Below are 16,783 nucleotides of genomic sequence, written 5' to 3'. Positions count from 1 at the left end.
ATCGAGAGGGCGGAAAATGGCACAGATTAAGCGAAAGCTAATGCATAGACGTTGTATCGAATCCTATGGATTTTTGCGCGAGGATGGTCTGTGGGATATTGAAGCGACTATGCAGGATTTGAAGACTTACGATGTCAATCGAGAGTTTGATAATAGCTTGGTGCCAGAGGGTAGCCCCTTTCACGACATCAGTGTGTGCTTGACATTGGATGACACCTTTTTAATTAAGGAGGTGTCGGTTTCCATGGATGCTTTTCCGTTTCCAAGCTGTGCAGGCGCTGTACCTAGTTTTTCGGTGTTAAAAGGCACACGTATTGGTCCCGGTTGGAACCGATGGTTGAAGCAGACGTTCAGTGGAAAAGTGGGTTGTACTCATGTGTTGGAGCTGTTTCCCGTTATAGCAACCACGGCATTTCAAACCATGTGGCAACCTTTGGGAGAGAAGTATCCACAACAGGTTCCTATGGCATTAGCCAAGCTGGTTAATTCTTGTCATGGCTGGTCTGAAGATGGTCCTATGGTGCGCAAATTGGTGGATGAGCAGGTGCTTGATTTACCATCAGAGGAGTGTCAGTAATGAGTGATTTTGTTACTGAAAGCGTTGAGTCCAGTATACAAATTTTATGTTTTAACCGCGCTGAAAAGAAAAATGCCATTACACTTGAGATGTATCAAGCATTGACGAAAGCCCTTCGCAGAGCCGAACAAGAAGAGGGTATAAAAGCCACTTTGTTGTATGGTCTTGGTGGGGATTTTTCTTCGGGTAATGATATTAAGGAGTTTGTACAAATCGCCCAAACTCCTGAAAAGATGGAAGCGATTATGGCTTTCTTACAAGTGTTGAGCAGTTATAAAAAACCGCTTATAGCGGGTGTAGAAGGTCGTGCTGTTGGTGTGGGGGCAACCATGTTATTACATTGTGATTTGGTATTGGCTTCCCGTGAAGCGCGTCTGCAATTTCCATTTGTGCCATTGGGGTTGGTGCCTGAGGCGGCATCCAGTCATCTACTACCTCAATTAGTTGGACATCAAAAAGCCTTTGAGATATTGGTGTTGGGTGAGGTGGTTGAGGCAGCCGAGGCTTATGAAATGCGGCTGGTCAATCATCTTTGTGAAGAAGGTGAAGCGTATAAAATGGCGCTTTTTTATGCAGAAAAAACGGCTGCATTACCGGTTGAGGCGGTGGCGCTCAGTAAGGATCTACTCAAGCATCGTGGTCAGGATGATGTTCAGATGGCCTTAATGCGAGAGGGGCGGATCTTTAAAGATCGCTTACGCTCAACGGAGGCACATCAAGCATTTGCTGCGTTTTTGTCGCGAAATAAATAAGTGGACATGACTGAATGACGAGAAGCCTCACCTTTACGTGAGGTTTTTTTTTGTTTTAGACGCTAGACTGAAAGATCCACTGAACATATGAGGTGGTTTTTTGTGTGCGGATAGAGTGGCGAAGTTTGTGTCTGAATATTTTTGTCAGTTAACTGGCGCTTTTTTGTTATTGATGAAAAGCATTCTCAAACTACTATAGGGGGTAAGTGAAGAGTTCTATTGATAGGGAATATTTGCATACCATTAGCCTAGTAACAATCTAGACGTAATGTATGAATCAGAACTTAATAATAAATACGAGGGGCTTATGAAAATCTTAGTATCTGTCAAGCGAGTCATCGACTATAACGTCAAAGTTCGCGTCAAAGCCGACCATACTGCGGTCGATCTTACCAATGTCAAAATGTCCATGAACCCTTTCTGTGAGATCGCTGTGGAAGAGGCCATTCGTCTGAAAGAGAAAGGCATTGCTTCCGAAGTAGTGGTGGTATCTGTGGGGTCAAAAGCTTGTCAAGAAACCCTACGTACCGCCATGGCATTGGGGGCTGACCGTGCGATTCAAGTAGAAACAGAGGACGGATTGGATTCTTTGTCTGTTGCTAAGCTCATTGCTAAAGTGGCCCAAGAAGAAGCCGCTGATTTGGTGATTATGGGCAAACAAGCAATCGATTCTGATAATAACCAAACGGGTCAAATGGTCGCGGCTTTATTGGATTACCCGCAAGCAACCTTTGCGTCTGAAGTGGTTATTGAGAACGGTGAAGCGCAAACGGCTCAAGAAATAAAAGTAACCCGTGAAGTCGATGGTGGTTTGCAAACTTTAGCCATTACTTTGCCCGCGGTTGTCACCACAGACCTTCGTTTAAACGAACCACGCTTTGCGTCGCTGCCAAATATTATGAAGGCGAAGAAAAAACCATTGGACGTCAAAACCCCTGCCGATTTGGGTGTGGAAGTTGGGTCTAATGTCAGCATCGTTTCTGTTACACCACCGCCACAGCGTGCTGGTGGTATCAAAGTAGGTTCGGTGGCTGAGTTAGTCGACAAACTTAAAAATGAAGCGAAGGTGGTGTCATGAGCGTTTTAATCATTGCAGAACACGATAACAAATCCCTAAAACCTGCGACACTGAATACAGTGACAGCAGCGACGCAAATTCATGCGGATGTGCATGTGTTGGTGGTTGGCTTTGAATGTCAAACCGTTGTAGAGCAGTCCTCACAAGTGGTGGGTGTCAGTAAAGTTCTAGTGGCTGACAATGCGGTTTATGAGCATCAGTTAGCTGAAAATGTGTCTAAATTAATCGTCGAAGTTGCTAAGGGGTACGAACATATTCTAGCGCCCGCAACGACCACAGGTAAAAATACTTTACCGCGTGTAGCTGCGTTACTAAACGTCGCGCAGTTATCTGACGTGATCAAGGTTGAATCCGCTGATACGTTTGTTCGTCCAATTTACGCAGGCAATGCGATTGCGACGGTAAAAACCACTGACGCCGTGAAGGTGTTAACGGTTCGCGCTACCGGCTTTGACGCGGCGGCGAGCACCGGCGGAAACGCCGAGCGTGAAGTGCTTTCACACGTCATTGCCTCTGACCGTAGTCGTTTTGTAAAAGAGCAATTAGCGGAGTCTGATCGTCCTGAATTGACCGCTGCCAGCGTAATTATTTCCGGTGGTCGTGGCATGGGGAATGGCGACAACTTCAAATTACTGGAAGGTGTAGCAGACAAACTGGGGGCTGCCATTGGTGCATCACGTGCCGCAGTAGACGCGGGTTTTGTACCGAACGATTTGCAAGTTGGACAAACAGGCAAAACGGTCGCGCCAGATCTTTATATCGCGGTGGGTATCTCCGGTGCTATTCAGCATTTGGCAGGGATGAAAGATTCTAAGGTAATTGTTGCGATTAATAAGGACGAGGACGCGCCTATCTTCCAAGTGGCTGACTATGGGCTGGTGGCAGATTTGTTCGACGCTGTGCCTGAGCTAGAAAAGAGCCTATAAACCCTATAGAAACTCGCCAGCTTAGCGGTTCCGTGGAATCTCTAAGCTGGATTCAAATATCAGATGACGATGAGTAATCATCTCATTGTTATCATAATAAAAATAATGGGAGACCAGCATGATTTTCGAAGGACAAGCAATCAAGGTTGCAGTCGATGATGCCGGCGTGGCAACCGTCACTCTGGATTTGGTCGGTGAGTCGGTTAATAAATTCAATAGCCTTACCTTGAATGAATTGGCCGAAGCCGTTACTGCACTGAAACACATAGATGACTTACAAGGCGTTATTTTTGCCAGTGCCAAGGACGTTTTCGTCGTAGGTGCTGATATTACCGAGTTCACGACTTGGTTTAAGCTTGAAGACGATGATTTGGCGGATAAATTACGTCATGCACACAGCATTTTTAATGACATTTCGAACCTCAGTTGCCCAACGGTAGCGGCCATTAATGGTATTGCACTGGGTGGCGGTATGGAGCTTGTGTTGGCATGCGATTATCGCGTGATGGCAGATTCTGCAAAAATCGGCTTGCCGGAAACTCAACTGGGAATATACCCAGGCTGGGGTGGTACCGTGCGTTTGCCTCGCTTAATCGGTGTGGATAATGCCTGTGAATGGATCTGTGGTGGCGCACAAAAACGCAGCGAAGAAGCCTTTAAAGACGGTGCAGTAGATGCTGTTGTGCCAGCTGCGAAAGTCAAAGAGTCCGCTCGTCATCTTATTCAGCAAGTGCTTGATGGTAAGTTAAATTATCATGCGCGTCGCGACGAATTGCGTGCACCTATGGTCTTTACACCGATTGAAAAAATGATGATTTTCGAATCGGTTCGTGGTGTGGTGGGCGCTAAGGCCGGTAAACATTACCCTGCGCCATTAGAAGCGATCAAGACCATTGAGAAGGGCATTAGCCAGAATATGGACAAAGCCCTAGAAGCTGAAATCAAAGGCTTCATCAAATTGGCGAAAGGTCCTGTTGCTAAATCGTTAGTGAATCTTTTCCTAAGTGATCAACAGATTAAAAAAACCGCTGGTAAATACGCGAAGAATGCGACACCCGTTAAGCAGGCTGCTGTATTAGGTGCGGGGATTATGGGTGGCGGTGTTGCCTACCAATCGGCGTCAAAAGGCACGCCAATTATTATGAAAGACATTCGTCCTGAAGCCTTGGCGTTGGGTTTGAGTGAAGCCAATAAGCTCTTTAATGGTCAGGTAGAGCGTGGGAAATTAACCACAGATCAAGCTTTTAACGCCATGAATGGTATTGTTCCTGCCTTAAGTTATGGTGAGTTTGAACACGTTGATTTAGTGGTTGAAGCGGTGGTTGAAAACGTCAAAATCAAAAAATCGGTGTTGGCGGAAGTAGAAACCAAGATAGCCGACGATGCTATTTTAACGTCGAATACCTCAACCATTTCAATTACTGAGCTGGCGAAAGATTTAAAACGCCCAGAGAATTTCTGTGGTATGCATTTCTTTAACCCAGTGCATCGTATGCCTCTGGTCGAAGTTATTCGCGGTGAAAAAACCAGCGATGCGGCGATCGCCAAAACCGTTGCTTATGCACAAGCTATGGGCAAAACACCTGTTGTTGTTAATGATTGTCCTGGATTCTTGGTAAACCGTGTGTTGTTCCCTTATTTTGCAGGCTTCTCTTTGATGATGCAGGAAGGCGCCGATTTCCAAGTGGTTGATAAAACCATGGAGCGATTTGGTTGGCCAATGGGTCCGGCTTACTTGCTTGATGTGGTGGGTATTGATACAGCATTCCATGCGGATCAAGTCATGGCCGAAGGTTTTCCTGATCGCATGAAACATGAAGGTAAAAATGCGGTAGATCGCTTGTTTGAACTAGAACGTTTCGGTCAGAAAAATGGCAAAGGTTTTTATACTTATGAGCCAGATCGTAAAGGCAAGCCGAAGAAAATCTTCAACGCTGACATTAACGATTTGCTAGCGCCAGTTATTACGTCTCATTCTGAGTTAACTGAAGACGATATTGTGGCTCGAATGATGATTCCTCTATGCATTGAAACGGTTCGCTGTCTAGAAGAGAACATTGTTGCTTCGGCGGCAGAAGCAGACATGGGATTGATTTACGGTATCGGTTTCCCTCCCTATCTTGGCGGTGCATTGCATTATCTAGATCAAATGGGACTGCAGGCGTTTTGCGACCTTGCAGACAAATACAGCCACCTAGGTAAATTGTACGAGCCAACCGCAAAAATGCGTGACATGGCGAAGAACAACGACACTTATTACGGCGCATAATTTCCCATAGGCTAGAGGAGAATTTCTATGAAACTGAATCCAAATGATGTCGTGATTATCGACGCTGTTCGCTCACCAATGGGGAAAACGAAAAATGGCGTATTCCGTAATGTACGAGCAGAAAATTTATCCGCAGCGCTGGTAAAAGCTTTATTTAAGCGCAACCCAAATGTGGATCAAAAAGACGTTGAAGATTTGATCTGGGGCTGTGTTAACCAAACGCTAGAGCAAGGTTTTAATATGGCACGTGCGGTGTCTTTATTGGCGGGTTTGCCAATCACTTGTGCCGCACAAACAGTGAATCGCCTTTGTGGTTCTTCTATGTCCGCTATTCATACGGCGGCGCAAGCGATTATGACAGGTCAAGGGGATGTGTTTGTGGTCGGTGGTGTTGAGCACATGGGACACGTTGGCATGATGCATGGTGTAGATGTGAACCCTGCACTGTCCAAGCATATGGCGAAAGCCTCGATGATGATGGGCGTAACGGCAGAAATGCTTGGTAAAATGCACGGTGTGAGTCGCGAAGCACAAGACGCTTTTGCCGTGCGTTCGCATCGTCTGGCTCATGAAGCGACTCTACAAGGGCGTTTTGCAAATGAGATCGTATCTATTGAAGGCCATGATGCTGATGGTAATAAAATTCTCGTGGAAGTAGACGAGGTGATTCGCCCCGAAACATCTATGGAGTCTCTAGCGTCCTTAGCGCCTGTTTTCATGCCGAAAGTGGGAACCGTGACGGCAGGGACCTCTTCCGCTTTGTCTGATGGTGCATCGGCCATGTTGATGATGTCTGCGAGAAAAGCCGAGGAGCTAGGCTTAACGCCGATTGCGAAAGTGCGCAGTATGGCTGTGGCGGGATGTGATCCTGCGATCATGGGTTATGGTCCTGTTCCTGCAACTAAGAAAGCCCTTAAACGTGCGGGTTTGACGATTGCCGATATTGAAATCGTTGAATTAAACGAAGCGTTTGCTGCTCAGTCTATTCCAGTACTAAAAGATCTTGGGTTGTTGGATCTTGTTGATGAAAAAGTCAACTTGAACGGTGGGGCTATTGCATTGGGTCATCCATTGGGTTGTTCGGGTACACGTATTTCGACCACCTTACTCAATGTGATGCGTGAAAAAGACGCCACTCTTGGCTTAGCCACCATGTGTATTGGTATGGGGCAAGGTATAGCGACGGTGTTTGAACGCGTCTAATGTGACGATTGTACTCGTCACATACTGTAAGCACTTTAATTTGTCTGAAATTACAATCTCTGTCTTTAGCCCCGCCATGTGCGGGGCTTTTTTTGCTCTGGTGTTTTACACTAACTTGACGGATGATAAGCGGAAAGAAGTGCGTAACAGTAGGATTTTCTAAAGAGGGCTTTCTCGTGAAAATAGCGATATTGGATGATTATCAAAATGTGGTCAAAGGACTGCAATCTTTTCGCATTTTGAACGGTCATGATGTGCATGTGTTTAATGAAACCTTTGTCAAAACAGACGATTTAATCGACAATTTAAAAGAGTTTGATGCGCTCGTTTTGATACGTGAGCGTACCGTTATTACGGAGGCGCTACTTGCCAGTTTGCCTAATTTGAAACTGATTAGCCAAACCGGAAAAGTCAGCAATCACATTGATGCCAAGCTTTGCCATAAATACGGTGTGGCGGTGGTAGAAGGGGTAGGTTCGCCAGTTGCCCCCTCTGAATTATGCTGGGGTTTGATTATGGCGGCGAGCCGACATATTCCTGAGTACGTGGCGCAATTTGCGCAAGGTAACTGGCAAAAATCGGGTGCTTTGGGCTTAGGTCGCGTATTAAATGGCTCTGTATTAGGGATTTGGGGCTACGGTAAAATTGGGCAACGAATCGCACAGTACGCCAAAGCCTTTGGCATGAATGTATTGGTTTGGGGCAGTGAGAGCTCGAGAGCGTTGGCTCAACAGCATGGATTTTCAGCAGCGCCATCGAAAGCAGATTTTTTTCAAAGTGCGGATATTGTCACTCTTCATTTAAGATTAAATGATGCGACGAAGGCAATTGTGACACAAGCGGATCTGGCCTTGATGAAGCCGGATTCCTTGTTGGTGAATACCAGCCGAGCTGAGCTGATTGAAAGCGATGCCTTGTATCGTGAAATGTTGTCTAACCCGAGCAAACGGGCAGCTGTCGATGTATTTGAGACCGAACCTGCGAATGCTGATAATCAACCTTTATTGTCTCTGTCAAATGTGCTTTGTACGCCGCACATAGGATACGTTGAAAAGGCCAGCTACGAATTATATTTTGAGAAAGCGTTTGAAAATGTCGTAGCTTTTGCCAGTGGGAAGCCACAAAATGTGGTGTTGGTGTGAAACGAGAAATCGTTTCGTTTTTTGGTGATTTTTTAAACTAATAGGATATAAATTATGAAATCTTGTTTGTCTGCATTGGTTGCGATAGTGCCTCTTATGGTTTCTTCTACGCAATTAGCGGCAGAGGACACCACAGAGTTACCCGTTTGTGAAAGTAAGGACATCACATCTTTTTCTTACATGGAAAACCTTCAGCCTAATTCTGATGTTGATGTGGGAGCGATTTATAAAACCAAAACACAAGCCGTGATCGCTTTTGGTAAAAAGAACAAACTAGAAGAATTCCAAATAATTAGCCAAGACGCAACGTTTACGCCCAATAATTTTGGCGCTCAAATCAATATGAATTACACGGTGAGCTATAAGCCTAATTATGATGCATTTGATGCCTTTCGTAAGTTTGCAGACATGAGTACTGTCTCCACTTATCGTATTGGCATGGAGAACTGCCCATCAGATAAGCCATAACAAATAACCTTGCTCTTTAACCACGGTTAAAGAGCAAGGCTGCTTTTGTTAATAAAGTGCGTTTCTTACCACCATCAATACCCCCTTTAGACTTTAAAGTTTCCAACTTCCTTATTAAGTGTTTTATACAAGTCGGTTATTTGTTTTGACTGTTTGTTGATCAGGTTTGAAACCTCTTTTACACCATCCGTTTGTTCTTTTAACAGCATGAGGCTTTGGTTAATGTCATTAGAAAGTGCAGCTTGTTCATGGGTTGCTTGGGCTGTCCTTAATGCCATCTGTTGTACTTTCTCAAATGAATGATTTAGGGCATCAAATATGTTGATGACGTTATCAAAATTGGAGGCCGTATTGTCTGCATTATGGCGACTGTTCTGAGTAGAAAGTGAGGATTCTCTTACATTACGCTTTAGCTGCTCTATGATGGTCTCTATCTCATCTGTGCTGTTTTGCGTTCGAGTTGCTAGCGTTCTTACTTCGTCTGCGACAACCGCAAATCCTCGCCCTTGTTCACCTGCGCGTGCGGCTTCAATAGCGGCGTTTAACGCAAGCAAGTTGGTTTGTTCGGCAATGTTCCGAATGACTTCAAGAACGGAGGATATATTTTCTGAGCTTTTTTCTAGTTCTTCTGCTCGTTGTAAGGATTTGTCAATATCGCTGATTAAGCTAGAGATCGCTTTATGCGATGAGTTGACGGCTTGAATTCCTTGATTGGTCAATTGGCTAGAAGTTGTTGCTTCCGTCGCTGTGTCTTTTGCGACTTCAGCCATTTGCTGATTCGACGCATTCATTTCTTGTCCTGCACTGATCATAGAAGTCGAAGCATTTACTAAGGCTTGAGTGATGTCATTTGTCGTTTCTGACGCGTTTTTTAACTCCGATGTCATGTTTCCTAGCGCATAGGATTGTGTGTGAATATTAGTGATAATGGATCTGAGCTGTTCGACAAAATGGTCAAATTCTTTGGCTAGATCCCCAAGTTCGTCTTTTGCACTTGAGTTTATTCTTTGAGTTAGATCGCCATCTCCTTCAGCAATCTCTTTAATTCGACGACCCATGTTTTCTACATTGTTGGTTATTTTAAGCGGAATGAAATAACCAAAAACGAGTGCGATAATGAAGGCAATGGCGGTAACAATCATGGCAATTTGTTGGTTACGGGCAATATTTTGTTTTGTTTGATCTTCTATTTGTCTTGAATGATTCCGTACGGAATCTCCGGCTTTGTCTAAGAGTGCCCGAATGGCTGAAAATTTTTCATCAACGACGAGGATTTCTTGAGGAAGTTTTTGAGATGTTTGAATGTCTGGGGAGTTAAAATGGAGCAAGCTGGCTTGATACCACTCGTCGAATAGAACATCAAACTTACTGTATGGTTGGGTAAGATCTGACTCATTGATAAGATGACCACGATAGGCTCTAAATCTTTCTAAAGTTTGCGCCACATTGACTTTGAACTCTTCTTTGTTCTTTTCTTTATCGCCAATGCCATTAATGATTTTTTGTTGGGCTAAGCGTGCTTGATATAAATCTCTGTCTGCATTGAGTACTTCAGTGATCGCTTCTAGATAGTTATTAAGCTCTAAGGCTGAGTTTATTTGATCTTTTTTGTTGTGTGTATGAGTACGCAGTTTTTCGCCAGCATCATCAAGCATGTTACGAATGACTTGAAATTTTTGATCCAAATCCATCATGGTCTGTGAAAACTGAATGCTGCCTTTTGATGTCGCAAGTAGACTTTTACTGGATGTAAACCACTCATTATAAAGCGTATTAAAGGATTCAAACGGCGTGAGTAGATCTTTTGGTTCGTCAGCGAGGTATTCACGATACAGTTGAAAACGATCAAAAACTTGCTGGGCATTTTCATTAAAATCGATTTCGTTTTCTTGTTTCGGTCCTTCACCGTCCAGCATTTTTTCTTGTGCAAGACGTGCTTGATAAATATCACGATCTGCATTTAATACCTCGGAGATGGCTTCAAAATAGTGTTCTGCCTGAAGCCTCATGCTGTTTTTTTGCATAGTGCTCATCAGCATCATAAAAATAAACAGTGATATTAAAATGACGGAGAGAAAGATGATGGGAAGCATCATCTTGATTCGAATAGAATGGATGCGCATTTATAGTCCTTTATCCTCTGATAGGTGATTTACAGTCTAGGAAAGGATATTTACAAGCGCAAAAATATAAATGAAGATTTTTTGTTAGAGTACGAAAAGTAGTGATGTTTGTCGTATTTGATGCCGAAAAACAGAGTAGATACATAGAAATTGGGTTCTATTATCTACCCTGAAATGTTTTTACTTTATTGACCCGTAATCCAAGGCGGAGAAATGACTGTAGAGGGCTGGCGTTGCATGATGATTTCACCCTGACGGACAGACAGCAATACATCGCCTTGCTGGCGTAAGACGCTGTAATCGTCGTGTCCATCTAGCATTATAAAGTTTGCGGCATGGCCGACTTCTATACCATAACCTTGCAAACATAGGGTGCGCGCGCTGTTGTCTGTGATCATGTCTAAGGCGTTGGCGTAGTCTTGGTAGCCCATCATTTGGCAAATATGCATGGCATAATCTAAAGTGCGCAGCAGTTTACCATTTCCCAACGAGTACCATGGATCAAAGATAGAATCTTGCCCAAGACAGACGTTTATATTGGCTTCTCTTAGCTCTTTTACTCTGGTTACACCGCGGCGTTTTGGATAGGTGTCGAAACGACCTTGTAGGTGAATGCTTTCCGTTGGGCAGGAGATAAAGTTAATGCCAGCGTTTTTTAATAAACGGAACAGCTTGGAACAATAGGCATTGTCATAAGAGTGCATGGCGGTGGTATGACTTGCAGTGACTTTGGATCCCATGTCATGGAATAAAGCTTCACAGGCAAGGAACTCTAAAAAACGAGAATTTGGATCATCAATTTCGTCGCAATGTACGTCGATCAAACGATCGTATTTTTTGGCCAGTGCTATAATCAGCTTTACTGACTGTTCACCCAATTCTCGAGTGTATTCGAAGTGCGGAATGCCACCGACCACATCGGCACCAATTTCCAATGCTTCTTCCATCAGTTTTAAACCGTTTGGATAGGACAGCAAGCCGTCCTGCGGAAAGGCGACGACTTGCATATCAATTTTGTCTTTCAGTTCATCGCGGAGGGCGCACAGGGTTCGAACGCCGACTAAGGTTGGGTCTGTGGTGTCTGCATGGGTACGAATAGCTTGTACGCCGTTTTGTACTAAAAGTTCTATGGTAGACAAAACGCGACGTCGAATATCCGCTTCGTTCAACATGGGTTTACGTTGACTCCAGCGTTCAATGCCTTCGAATAAGGTGCCGCTTTGGTTCCACTCTGGTTCGCCAGCGGTTAAAGCCGCGTCCAGATGAATATGTGGTTCGACAAACGGTGCACAAATGAGTTTACCCTCTGCGTCGAAATGGTTTTCTGCTGCGACTAGCTTATCGTTCTGAGCGGTTATCTTGCTGAAAATGCCCTTTTGAATCTTAATAGAGAAAAGCTCTGAGCGGTGACGCAAACGAGCATTGATAATATGCATAATGCTTTCCTAAATCGTGAGTTGAGTCATAGTTATCCAAGTAAAGCATGCTTTAGGTTGAATGAGTACTGTCGCAGTGTTGTTATTCCATGATATGAAAATAGGCCCTTTTGTGACTCAGCCTATTGGAATATTAGGTTTTATTTATTAGCAACTTGATCCATGAAGGGCTATAACTATTAGGACAAGAGAGAAGAGTCTATGATTTTTCGTCATAAAGCTCATATAGAATGCAAATAAAGTCAGTCAGGATAACAGGAGAATAATATGTCTAGTGAAGGTAAGTGTCCTTTTAACCATAGTGCAACGAGTGCAACAAGTGCCGGGCAGTTTGCTGGTCGTGGAACATCAAACAAAGATTGGTGGCCTAATCAGCTGAACCTAAAGATTTTGCATCAGCATTCCGCTAAATCAAATCCTATGGGCGAGGATTTTGATTACGCTAAAGAATTTAACAGCTTAGATTTAGAAGCCGTCCGTCAAGATCTGTATGCTTTAATGACGGACTCTCAAGATTGGTGGCCAGCAGACTATGGTCATTATGGTCCATTTTTCATTCGTATGGCATGGCACAGTGCCGGCACTTATCGTACTGCCGATGGTCGCGGTGGTGCATCCTCTGGTACACAACGTTTTGCACCATTAAACAGCTGGCCTGATAACGTCAACTTGGACAAAGCACGTCGTCTGCTTTGGCCTATCAAGCAAAAATACGGCCGTAAACTTTCTTGGGCGGACCTTATGATTTTAGCGGGCAACTGCGCATTAGAATCGATGGGATTTGAAACCTTTGGTTTTGCTGGTGGCCGTGCAGATGTGTGGGAACCAGAAGATGATATCTACTGGGGAGCAGAAAAAGAGTGGTTAGAATTAAGTGGCGGTGAAGAAAGTCGTTATTCAGGCGATCGTGATCTAGAGAACCCACTTGCAGCGGTTCAGATGGGTTTGATTTACGTAAACCCAGAAGGCCCAGATGGTAAGCCTGATCCATTAGCATCAGCCCGTGATATTCGTGATACGTTTGCACGCATGGCGATGAATGATGAAGAAACGGTTGCGCTGGTGGCTGGTGGTCATACTTTTGGTAAAACTCATGGCGCAGGTGACGCGGCCCAAGTTGGCGCGGATCCAGAAGCGGCAGGCATTACTGAGCAAGGTTTTGGCTGGCGTAACAGTCAGGGACAAGGGAATGGCGTCGATACGATTTCGAGCGGTTTAGAAGGTGCTTGGACACCCAACCCAATTCAGTGGGATAACGGCTATTTTGATACCTTATTGGGTTACGACTGGGAGTTGACTAAGAGTCCTGCTGGCGCTACTCAATGGAAGCCTAAAGGTGATGCATTGGCTGATGCTGTTCCGGATGCTCATGATGCCTCTAAACGTCATGCACCAATGATGTCGACGGCGGATATGGCGCTTAAAGTGGATCCAATTTATGCCGAGATATCTAAGCGCTTCCACGAAAATCCAGATCAACTTGCGGATGCGTTTGCCCGTGCATGGTTTAAGTTAACACACCGTGATATGGGCCCTGTTTCGCGTTACTTAGGGCCTTTGGTTCCTCAAGAAGAGCTGATCTGGCAAGACCCAATTCCAGCGGTGACGCACGAATTGGTTAATGAGCAAGATGTCGCTGATTTGAAGGCAAAAATTTTAGCATCAGGTTTGAGTGTGTCGCAGTTGGTTTCAACGGCGTGGGCATCGGCTTCCACGTATCGTGGTTCAGATATGCGTGGTGGAGCAAACGGAGCACGTATCCGTTTAGCCCCCCAAAAAGATTGGGCTGTTAATCAGCCTGAGCAGCTTGCTCATGTTTTGGCGACATTAGAAGCCATTCAACTGGCCTTCAATAAAGCGCAGTCTGGCAACAAACAGATTTCTCTTGCAGATCTTATTGTGTTAGCAGGTTCTGTTGGTATTGAGAAAGCAGCGAAAGCGGCAGATTTGGACGTGACTGTGCCTTTTACACCGGGACGAGGTGATGCAACTCAAGAGCAAACGGATGTGGAATCTTTTGCTGTTCTTGAGCCTATCGCGGATGGTTTCCGTAACTATCAAAAAGGCCAATACACAGTATCTACCGAAGAATTGTTATTAGACAAGGCTCAGCTACTGACTCTATCAGCACCAGAAATGACGGTATTGGTAGGCGGGTTGCGAGTGTTGGGTGCCAATACAGCACAGTCCACTCATGGGGTGTTAACACAACAACCTGAAACCTTGAGTAACGATTTCTTTGTGAACCTTTTGGACATGGGAACGAAATGGTTTGCGACTTCCGAAAAAGAGAATGAGTTCCAAGGACGAGATCGCAAAACAGGTAAAATTAAATGGACAGCAACGCGTGCAGACTTAGTGTTTGGTTCTAACTCTCAACTTCGTGCTATTGCTGAAGTATATGCTTGCTCCGATTCACAAGAACGCTTTGTGAAAGACTTTGTTGCTGCATGGACGAAAGTAATGGAGCTGGATCGTTTTGATCTAGTGTAATCTCTTGAGGGTATTTTGCCCTCTGGTTTAGTGTTGCCAACAGCCAGCCTCCGCTTTCTCTAGGATTGCGGGGGCTTTTTTTATTCTTGGTCTAAACTTTAGTTACGACAAAAAACAACGGTTAAAAGGTGGTGCTTTGAAGTGCATTAAGATAAATTCCACAGCAACTAGTCTAATTGACACAATCTTATAACCATCACAAAGGTTATTTGAATTTTGCAGGGAAGCAGGTGTATGGCTTGCTTAAATTTTTTACAGATAGGATAGAATGAATGAAGGTCTCTCATAAAGTAGTGTTGTGTGCGTCGGTTGTCGTCGTGCTGGCGTTCTCGATGTACTCTTGGCTGCAATACTCAAGTCTTCGCGCCGCATTGTTTGAAAAAACCATGACCAGCACGCAAGAAAGCAGTAAAGCCTTGGCTTTGCAGGTGGATAACTGGCTTAAAAATAAAATGGATTTAATTGAGTCAATTTCACAAACGATCGATGCGGATTTCAGTCCAGAAACCATTCAAAAAGCCTTTGATTTACCCATTTACCAAAAAGAATTCCTATTACTATTTGGTGGTTTAGAGAGCGGTGGTCCTCGCTTTACGAACGACCCAAATTGGAACCCACCAGGCTGGGATGCTCGAAAACGCCCTTGGTATGATATGGGCAAAACACATAAACAAGCGGTATTAACAGAACCTTATGTTTCTACAGAAGGGGACATTTTGATTTCCGTGATTGCCGATTTTTCTGATCGTGGTCAATTTAAAGGCGCGTTTGGCGGCGATCTAAGTCTAAAAACCGTTTCTGATGCGGTGAATACTTTGAATTTTAATGAAACGGGTTATGCCTTTTTGTTAAATAAATCAGGCAAAATCATCAGTCACCCCAATGCAGATCTGAATGGCAAATCCGTAGCAGATTTGTTACAAGGCGGCGTCCCTACTTTGAGTAATGGCTTATTACCCAACACCTTAGCCGATGGCACGTCGGTTTATGTGTCTTTTAGTCCATTGCCAAATTTGTACGGAGCTGATTGGTACATTGGTGTTGTGTTAGATGAAGCAAAATTGTTTGCTGACGTACGTTCCTTTGGTTGGATTGCCTTTTGGAGCACCTTGATCGCAGGCTTACTTGTGTCGGTCATTCTCTATTTGGTTGTGACGCGTTTGCTGGAGCCTTTGCGTGCTCTGCGCGAGTCTTTGCAGGAGATCAATGGTGGAGAGGGCGATTTAACCAAGCGATTGGACATTATCAGCAATGATGAGTTTGGTGCTGTATCAAGTGAGTTCAACAAATTTGTGGATTACTTACAGCAAATGATACGCGAAGTAAAAGGTCGGTCTTTGCGGGTGCGTGAAAATACCGATAAAACAGCGGCCTCTTCTGCGCGCTCTTCCTCTGAACTGTATACACAGTTGAATGAATTGGATCAATTAGCGACCGCCATGCACCAAATGTCCGCTACGGCTCATGATGTGGCTGATAACGCTCAAACGGCAGCCAGTCGTGCAAATCAAGCGGATGTTGCAGCAAAAGAAGGTTCTGGCGTGGTAGAACGTACGACAGCCTCTATTGCTCAGTTGACCGATAAAATGGGCGGCGTTGTGACCACGATTAATGAGTTGGTGGTTTATAGTAATAACATCGAATCCATTTTGACTGTGATCACAGACATTGCGGATCAAACGAATTTGTTGGCCTTAAACGCGGCGATTGAGGCGGCGCGAGCAGGTGAACAAGGTCGAGGTTTTGCGGTGGTAGCGGATGAGGTACGAACCTTAGCGTCGAAGACACAAGAGTCGACGGAACAAATTCAGAAGATGATTCAGCAACTACAAAGCGGAGTGAGAGGAGCTGAAAAAGTGATTCTTGAGAGCCGAGAAAGCGCCAATGCCACTCAGCAAATCGCTAACCAGGCAAAAGCCTCGTTGGAAGCCATTCGTGCCAGTATCAATGAAATTAATGAAATGACGGTACAAATAGCGGCCGCGGCTGAGGAACAAAGCGCTACGTCAAATGAAATTAATCGTAATACAACCAATATTCGAGATATCAGCCAATCGGTTTCTGACGCAGCGACCGAGCAATACGCACTGTGTGAGACCATGGTGGAGATCACTATCGAACAAGCGAAATCCTTAGATAAATTTAGGGTATAAGCACGATAGCAAGAGTAACTCATCTAAGGTAGGTTGGGGCTTTGTCTCGAACCTACCTTTTTTATTTTACGTGCTGTGTTTTTCTTCTTTTCCGTGCAACTAGCCCATAGCCATCGTTTTTTTGTCATCTTGGTTTCATAAGCTTGGTCTTTTGGCTGATATT

12 protein-coding genes are annotated in these 16,783 nt (G+C 44.6%); 10 read left to right on the top strand and 2 right to left on the bottom strand.

The genetic code is table 11. The features are described 5' to 3' along the window. Positions 1-16 precede the first annotated feature (16 nt). The 8 genes from DKT73_RS16520 (at position 17) to DKT73_RS16485 (ending at position 8,415) form a co-directional block, all read left to right on the top strand. Positions 17-577 (top strand): DUF2889 domain-containing protein, encoded by a 561-nt coding sequence (locus DKT73_RS16520; protein ID WP_111639653.1) that lies wholly within the window; start codon positions 17-19, stop codon positions 575-577. Next, positions 577-1,329 (top strand): enoyl-CoA hydratase-related protein, encoded by a 753-nt coding sequence (locus tag DKT73_RS16515; RefSeq protein ID WP_111639652.1) that lies wholly within the window; start codon positions 577-579, stop codon positions 1,327-1,329. Before DKT73_RS16520 ends, DKT73_RS16515 begins: the two co-directional genes overlap by 1 nt. A 307-nt stretch (positions 1,330-1,636) precedes the next feature. Then, entirely contained in the window at positions 1,637-2,407 is a 771-nt protein-coding gene (locus tag DKT73_RS16510) for an electron transfer flavoprotein subunit beta/FixA family protein (protein WP_111639651.1), read from the top strand. Further along, complete coding sequence (locus DKT73_RS16505; RefSeq protein ID WP_111639650.1) at positions 2,404-3,333, top strand: electron transfer flavoprotein subunit alpha/FixB family protein; 930 nt, start codon at positions 2,404-2,406, stop codon at positions 3,331-3,333. The genes DKT73_RS16510 and DKT73_RS16505 overlap by 4 nt, the downstream gene beginning before the upstream one ends. A 118-nt stretch (positions 3,334-3,451) precedes the next feature. Next, complete coding sequence (fadB, locus tag DKT73_RS16500) at positions 3,452-5,602, top strand: fatty acid oxidation complex subunit alpha FadB (protein WP_111639649.1); 2,151 nt, start codon at positions 3,452-3,454, stop codon at positions 5,600-5,602. Positions 5,603-5,629: 27 nt separating this feature from the next. Further along, positions 5,630-6,805 carry an acetyl-CoA C-acyltransferase FadA gene (gene fadA, locus DKT73_RS16495; protein WP_111639648.1) on the top strand — a complete coding sequence of 392 codons (1,176 nt, stop codon included), beginning with the start codon at positions 5,630-5,632 and terminating at the stop codon, positions 6,803-6,805. A 176-nt stretch (positions 6,806-6,981) separates the two neighbouring features. After that, positions 6,982-7,947: a D-2-hydroxyacid dehydrogenase family protein gene (locus DKT73_RS16490; protein WP_111639647.1), complete on the top strand. Its 966-nt coding sequence runs from the start codon at positions 6,982-6,984 to the stop codon at positions 7,945-7,947. A 54-nt stretch (positions 7,948-8,001) separates the two neighbouring features. Beyond that, positions 8,002-8,415 carry a hypothetical protein gene (locus DKT73_RS16485; protein WP_111639646.1) on the top strand — a complete coding sequence of 138 codons (414 nt, stop codon included), beginning with the start codon at positions 8,002-8,004 and terminating at the stop codon, positions 8,413-8,415. Positions 8,416-8,501: 86 nt separating this feature from the next. Here DKT73_RS16485 and DKT73_RS16480 read toward each other — a convergent pair whose 3' ends face one another. Both DKT73_RS16480 and codA read right to left on the bottom strand, forming a co-directional pair. Next, complete coding sequence (locus DKT73_RS16480) at positions 8,502-10,538, bottom strand: methyl-accepting chemotaxis protein (RefSeq protein ID WP_111639645.1); 2,037 nt, start codon at positions 10,536-10,538, stop codon at positions 8,502-8,504. A 185-nt stretch (positions 10,539-10,723) separates the two neighbouring features. Next, positions 10,724-11,974 carry a cytosine deaminase gene (gene codA, locus DKT73_RS16475; RefSeq protein WP_111639644.1) on the bottom strand — a complete coding sequence of 417 codons (1,251 nt, stop codon included), beginning with the start codon at positions 11,972-11,974 and terminating at the stop codon, positions 10,724-10,726. Between the two features lie 267 nt (positions 11,975-12,241). On the opposite strand from codA, the gene katG reads away from it, so the two are divergent. After that, positions 12,242-14,467: a catalase/peroxidase HPI gene (katG, locus tag DKT73_RS16470; RefSeq protein ID WP_111639643.1), complete on the top strand. Its 2,226-nt coding sequence runs from the start codon at positions 12,242-12,244 to the stop codon at positions 14,465-14,467. A gap of 272 nt (positions 14,468-14,739) precedes the next feature. Then, positions 14,740-16,620: a methyl-accepting chemotaxis protein gene (locus tag DKT73_RS16465; RefSeq protein WP_111639642.1), complete on the top strand. Its 1,881-nt coding sequence runs from the start codon at positions 14,740-14,742 to the stop codon at positions 16,618-16,620. Positions 16,621-16,783: the final 163 nt, after the last annotated feature.

Source organism: Marinomonas shanghaiensis, assembly GCF_003259175.1.
GTDB lineage: Bacteria > Pseudomonadota > Gammaproteobacteria > Pseudomonadales > Marinomonadaceae > Marinomonas > Marinomonas shanghaiensis.
Note: the sequence above shows the minus strand (reverse complement) of the source record. Positions and strands in the feature narration are given on the sequence as shown.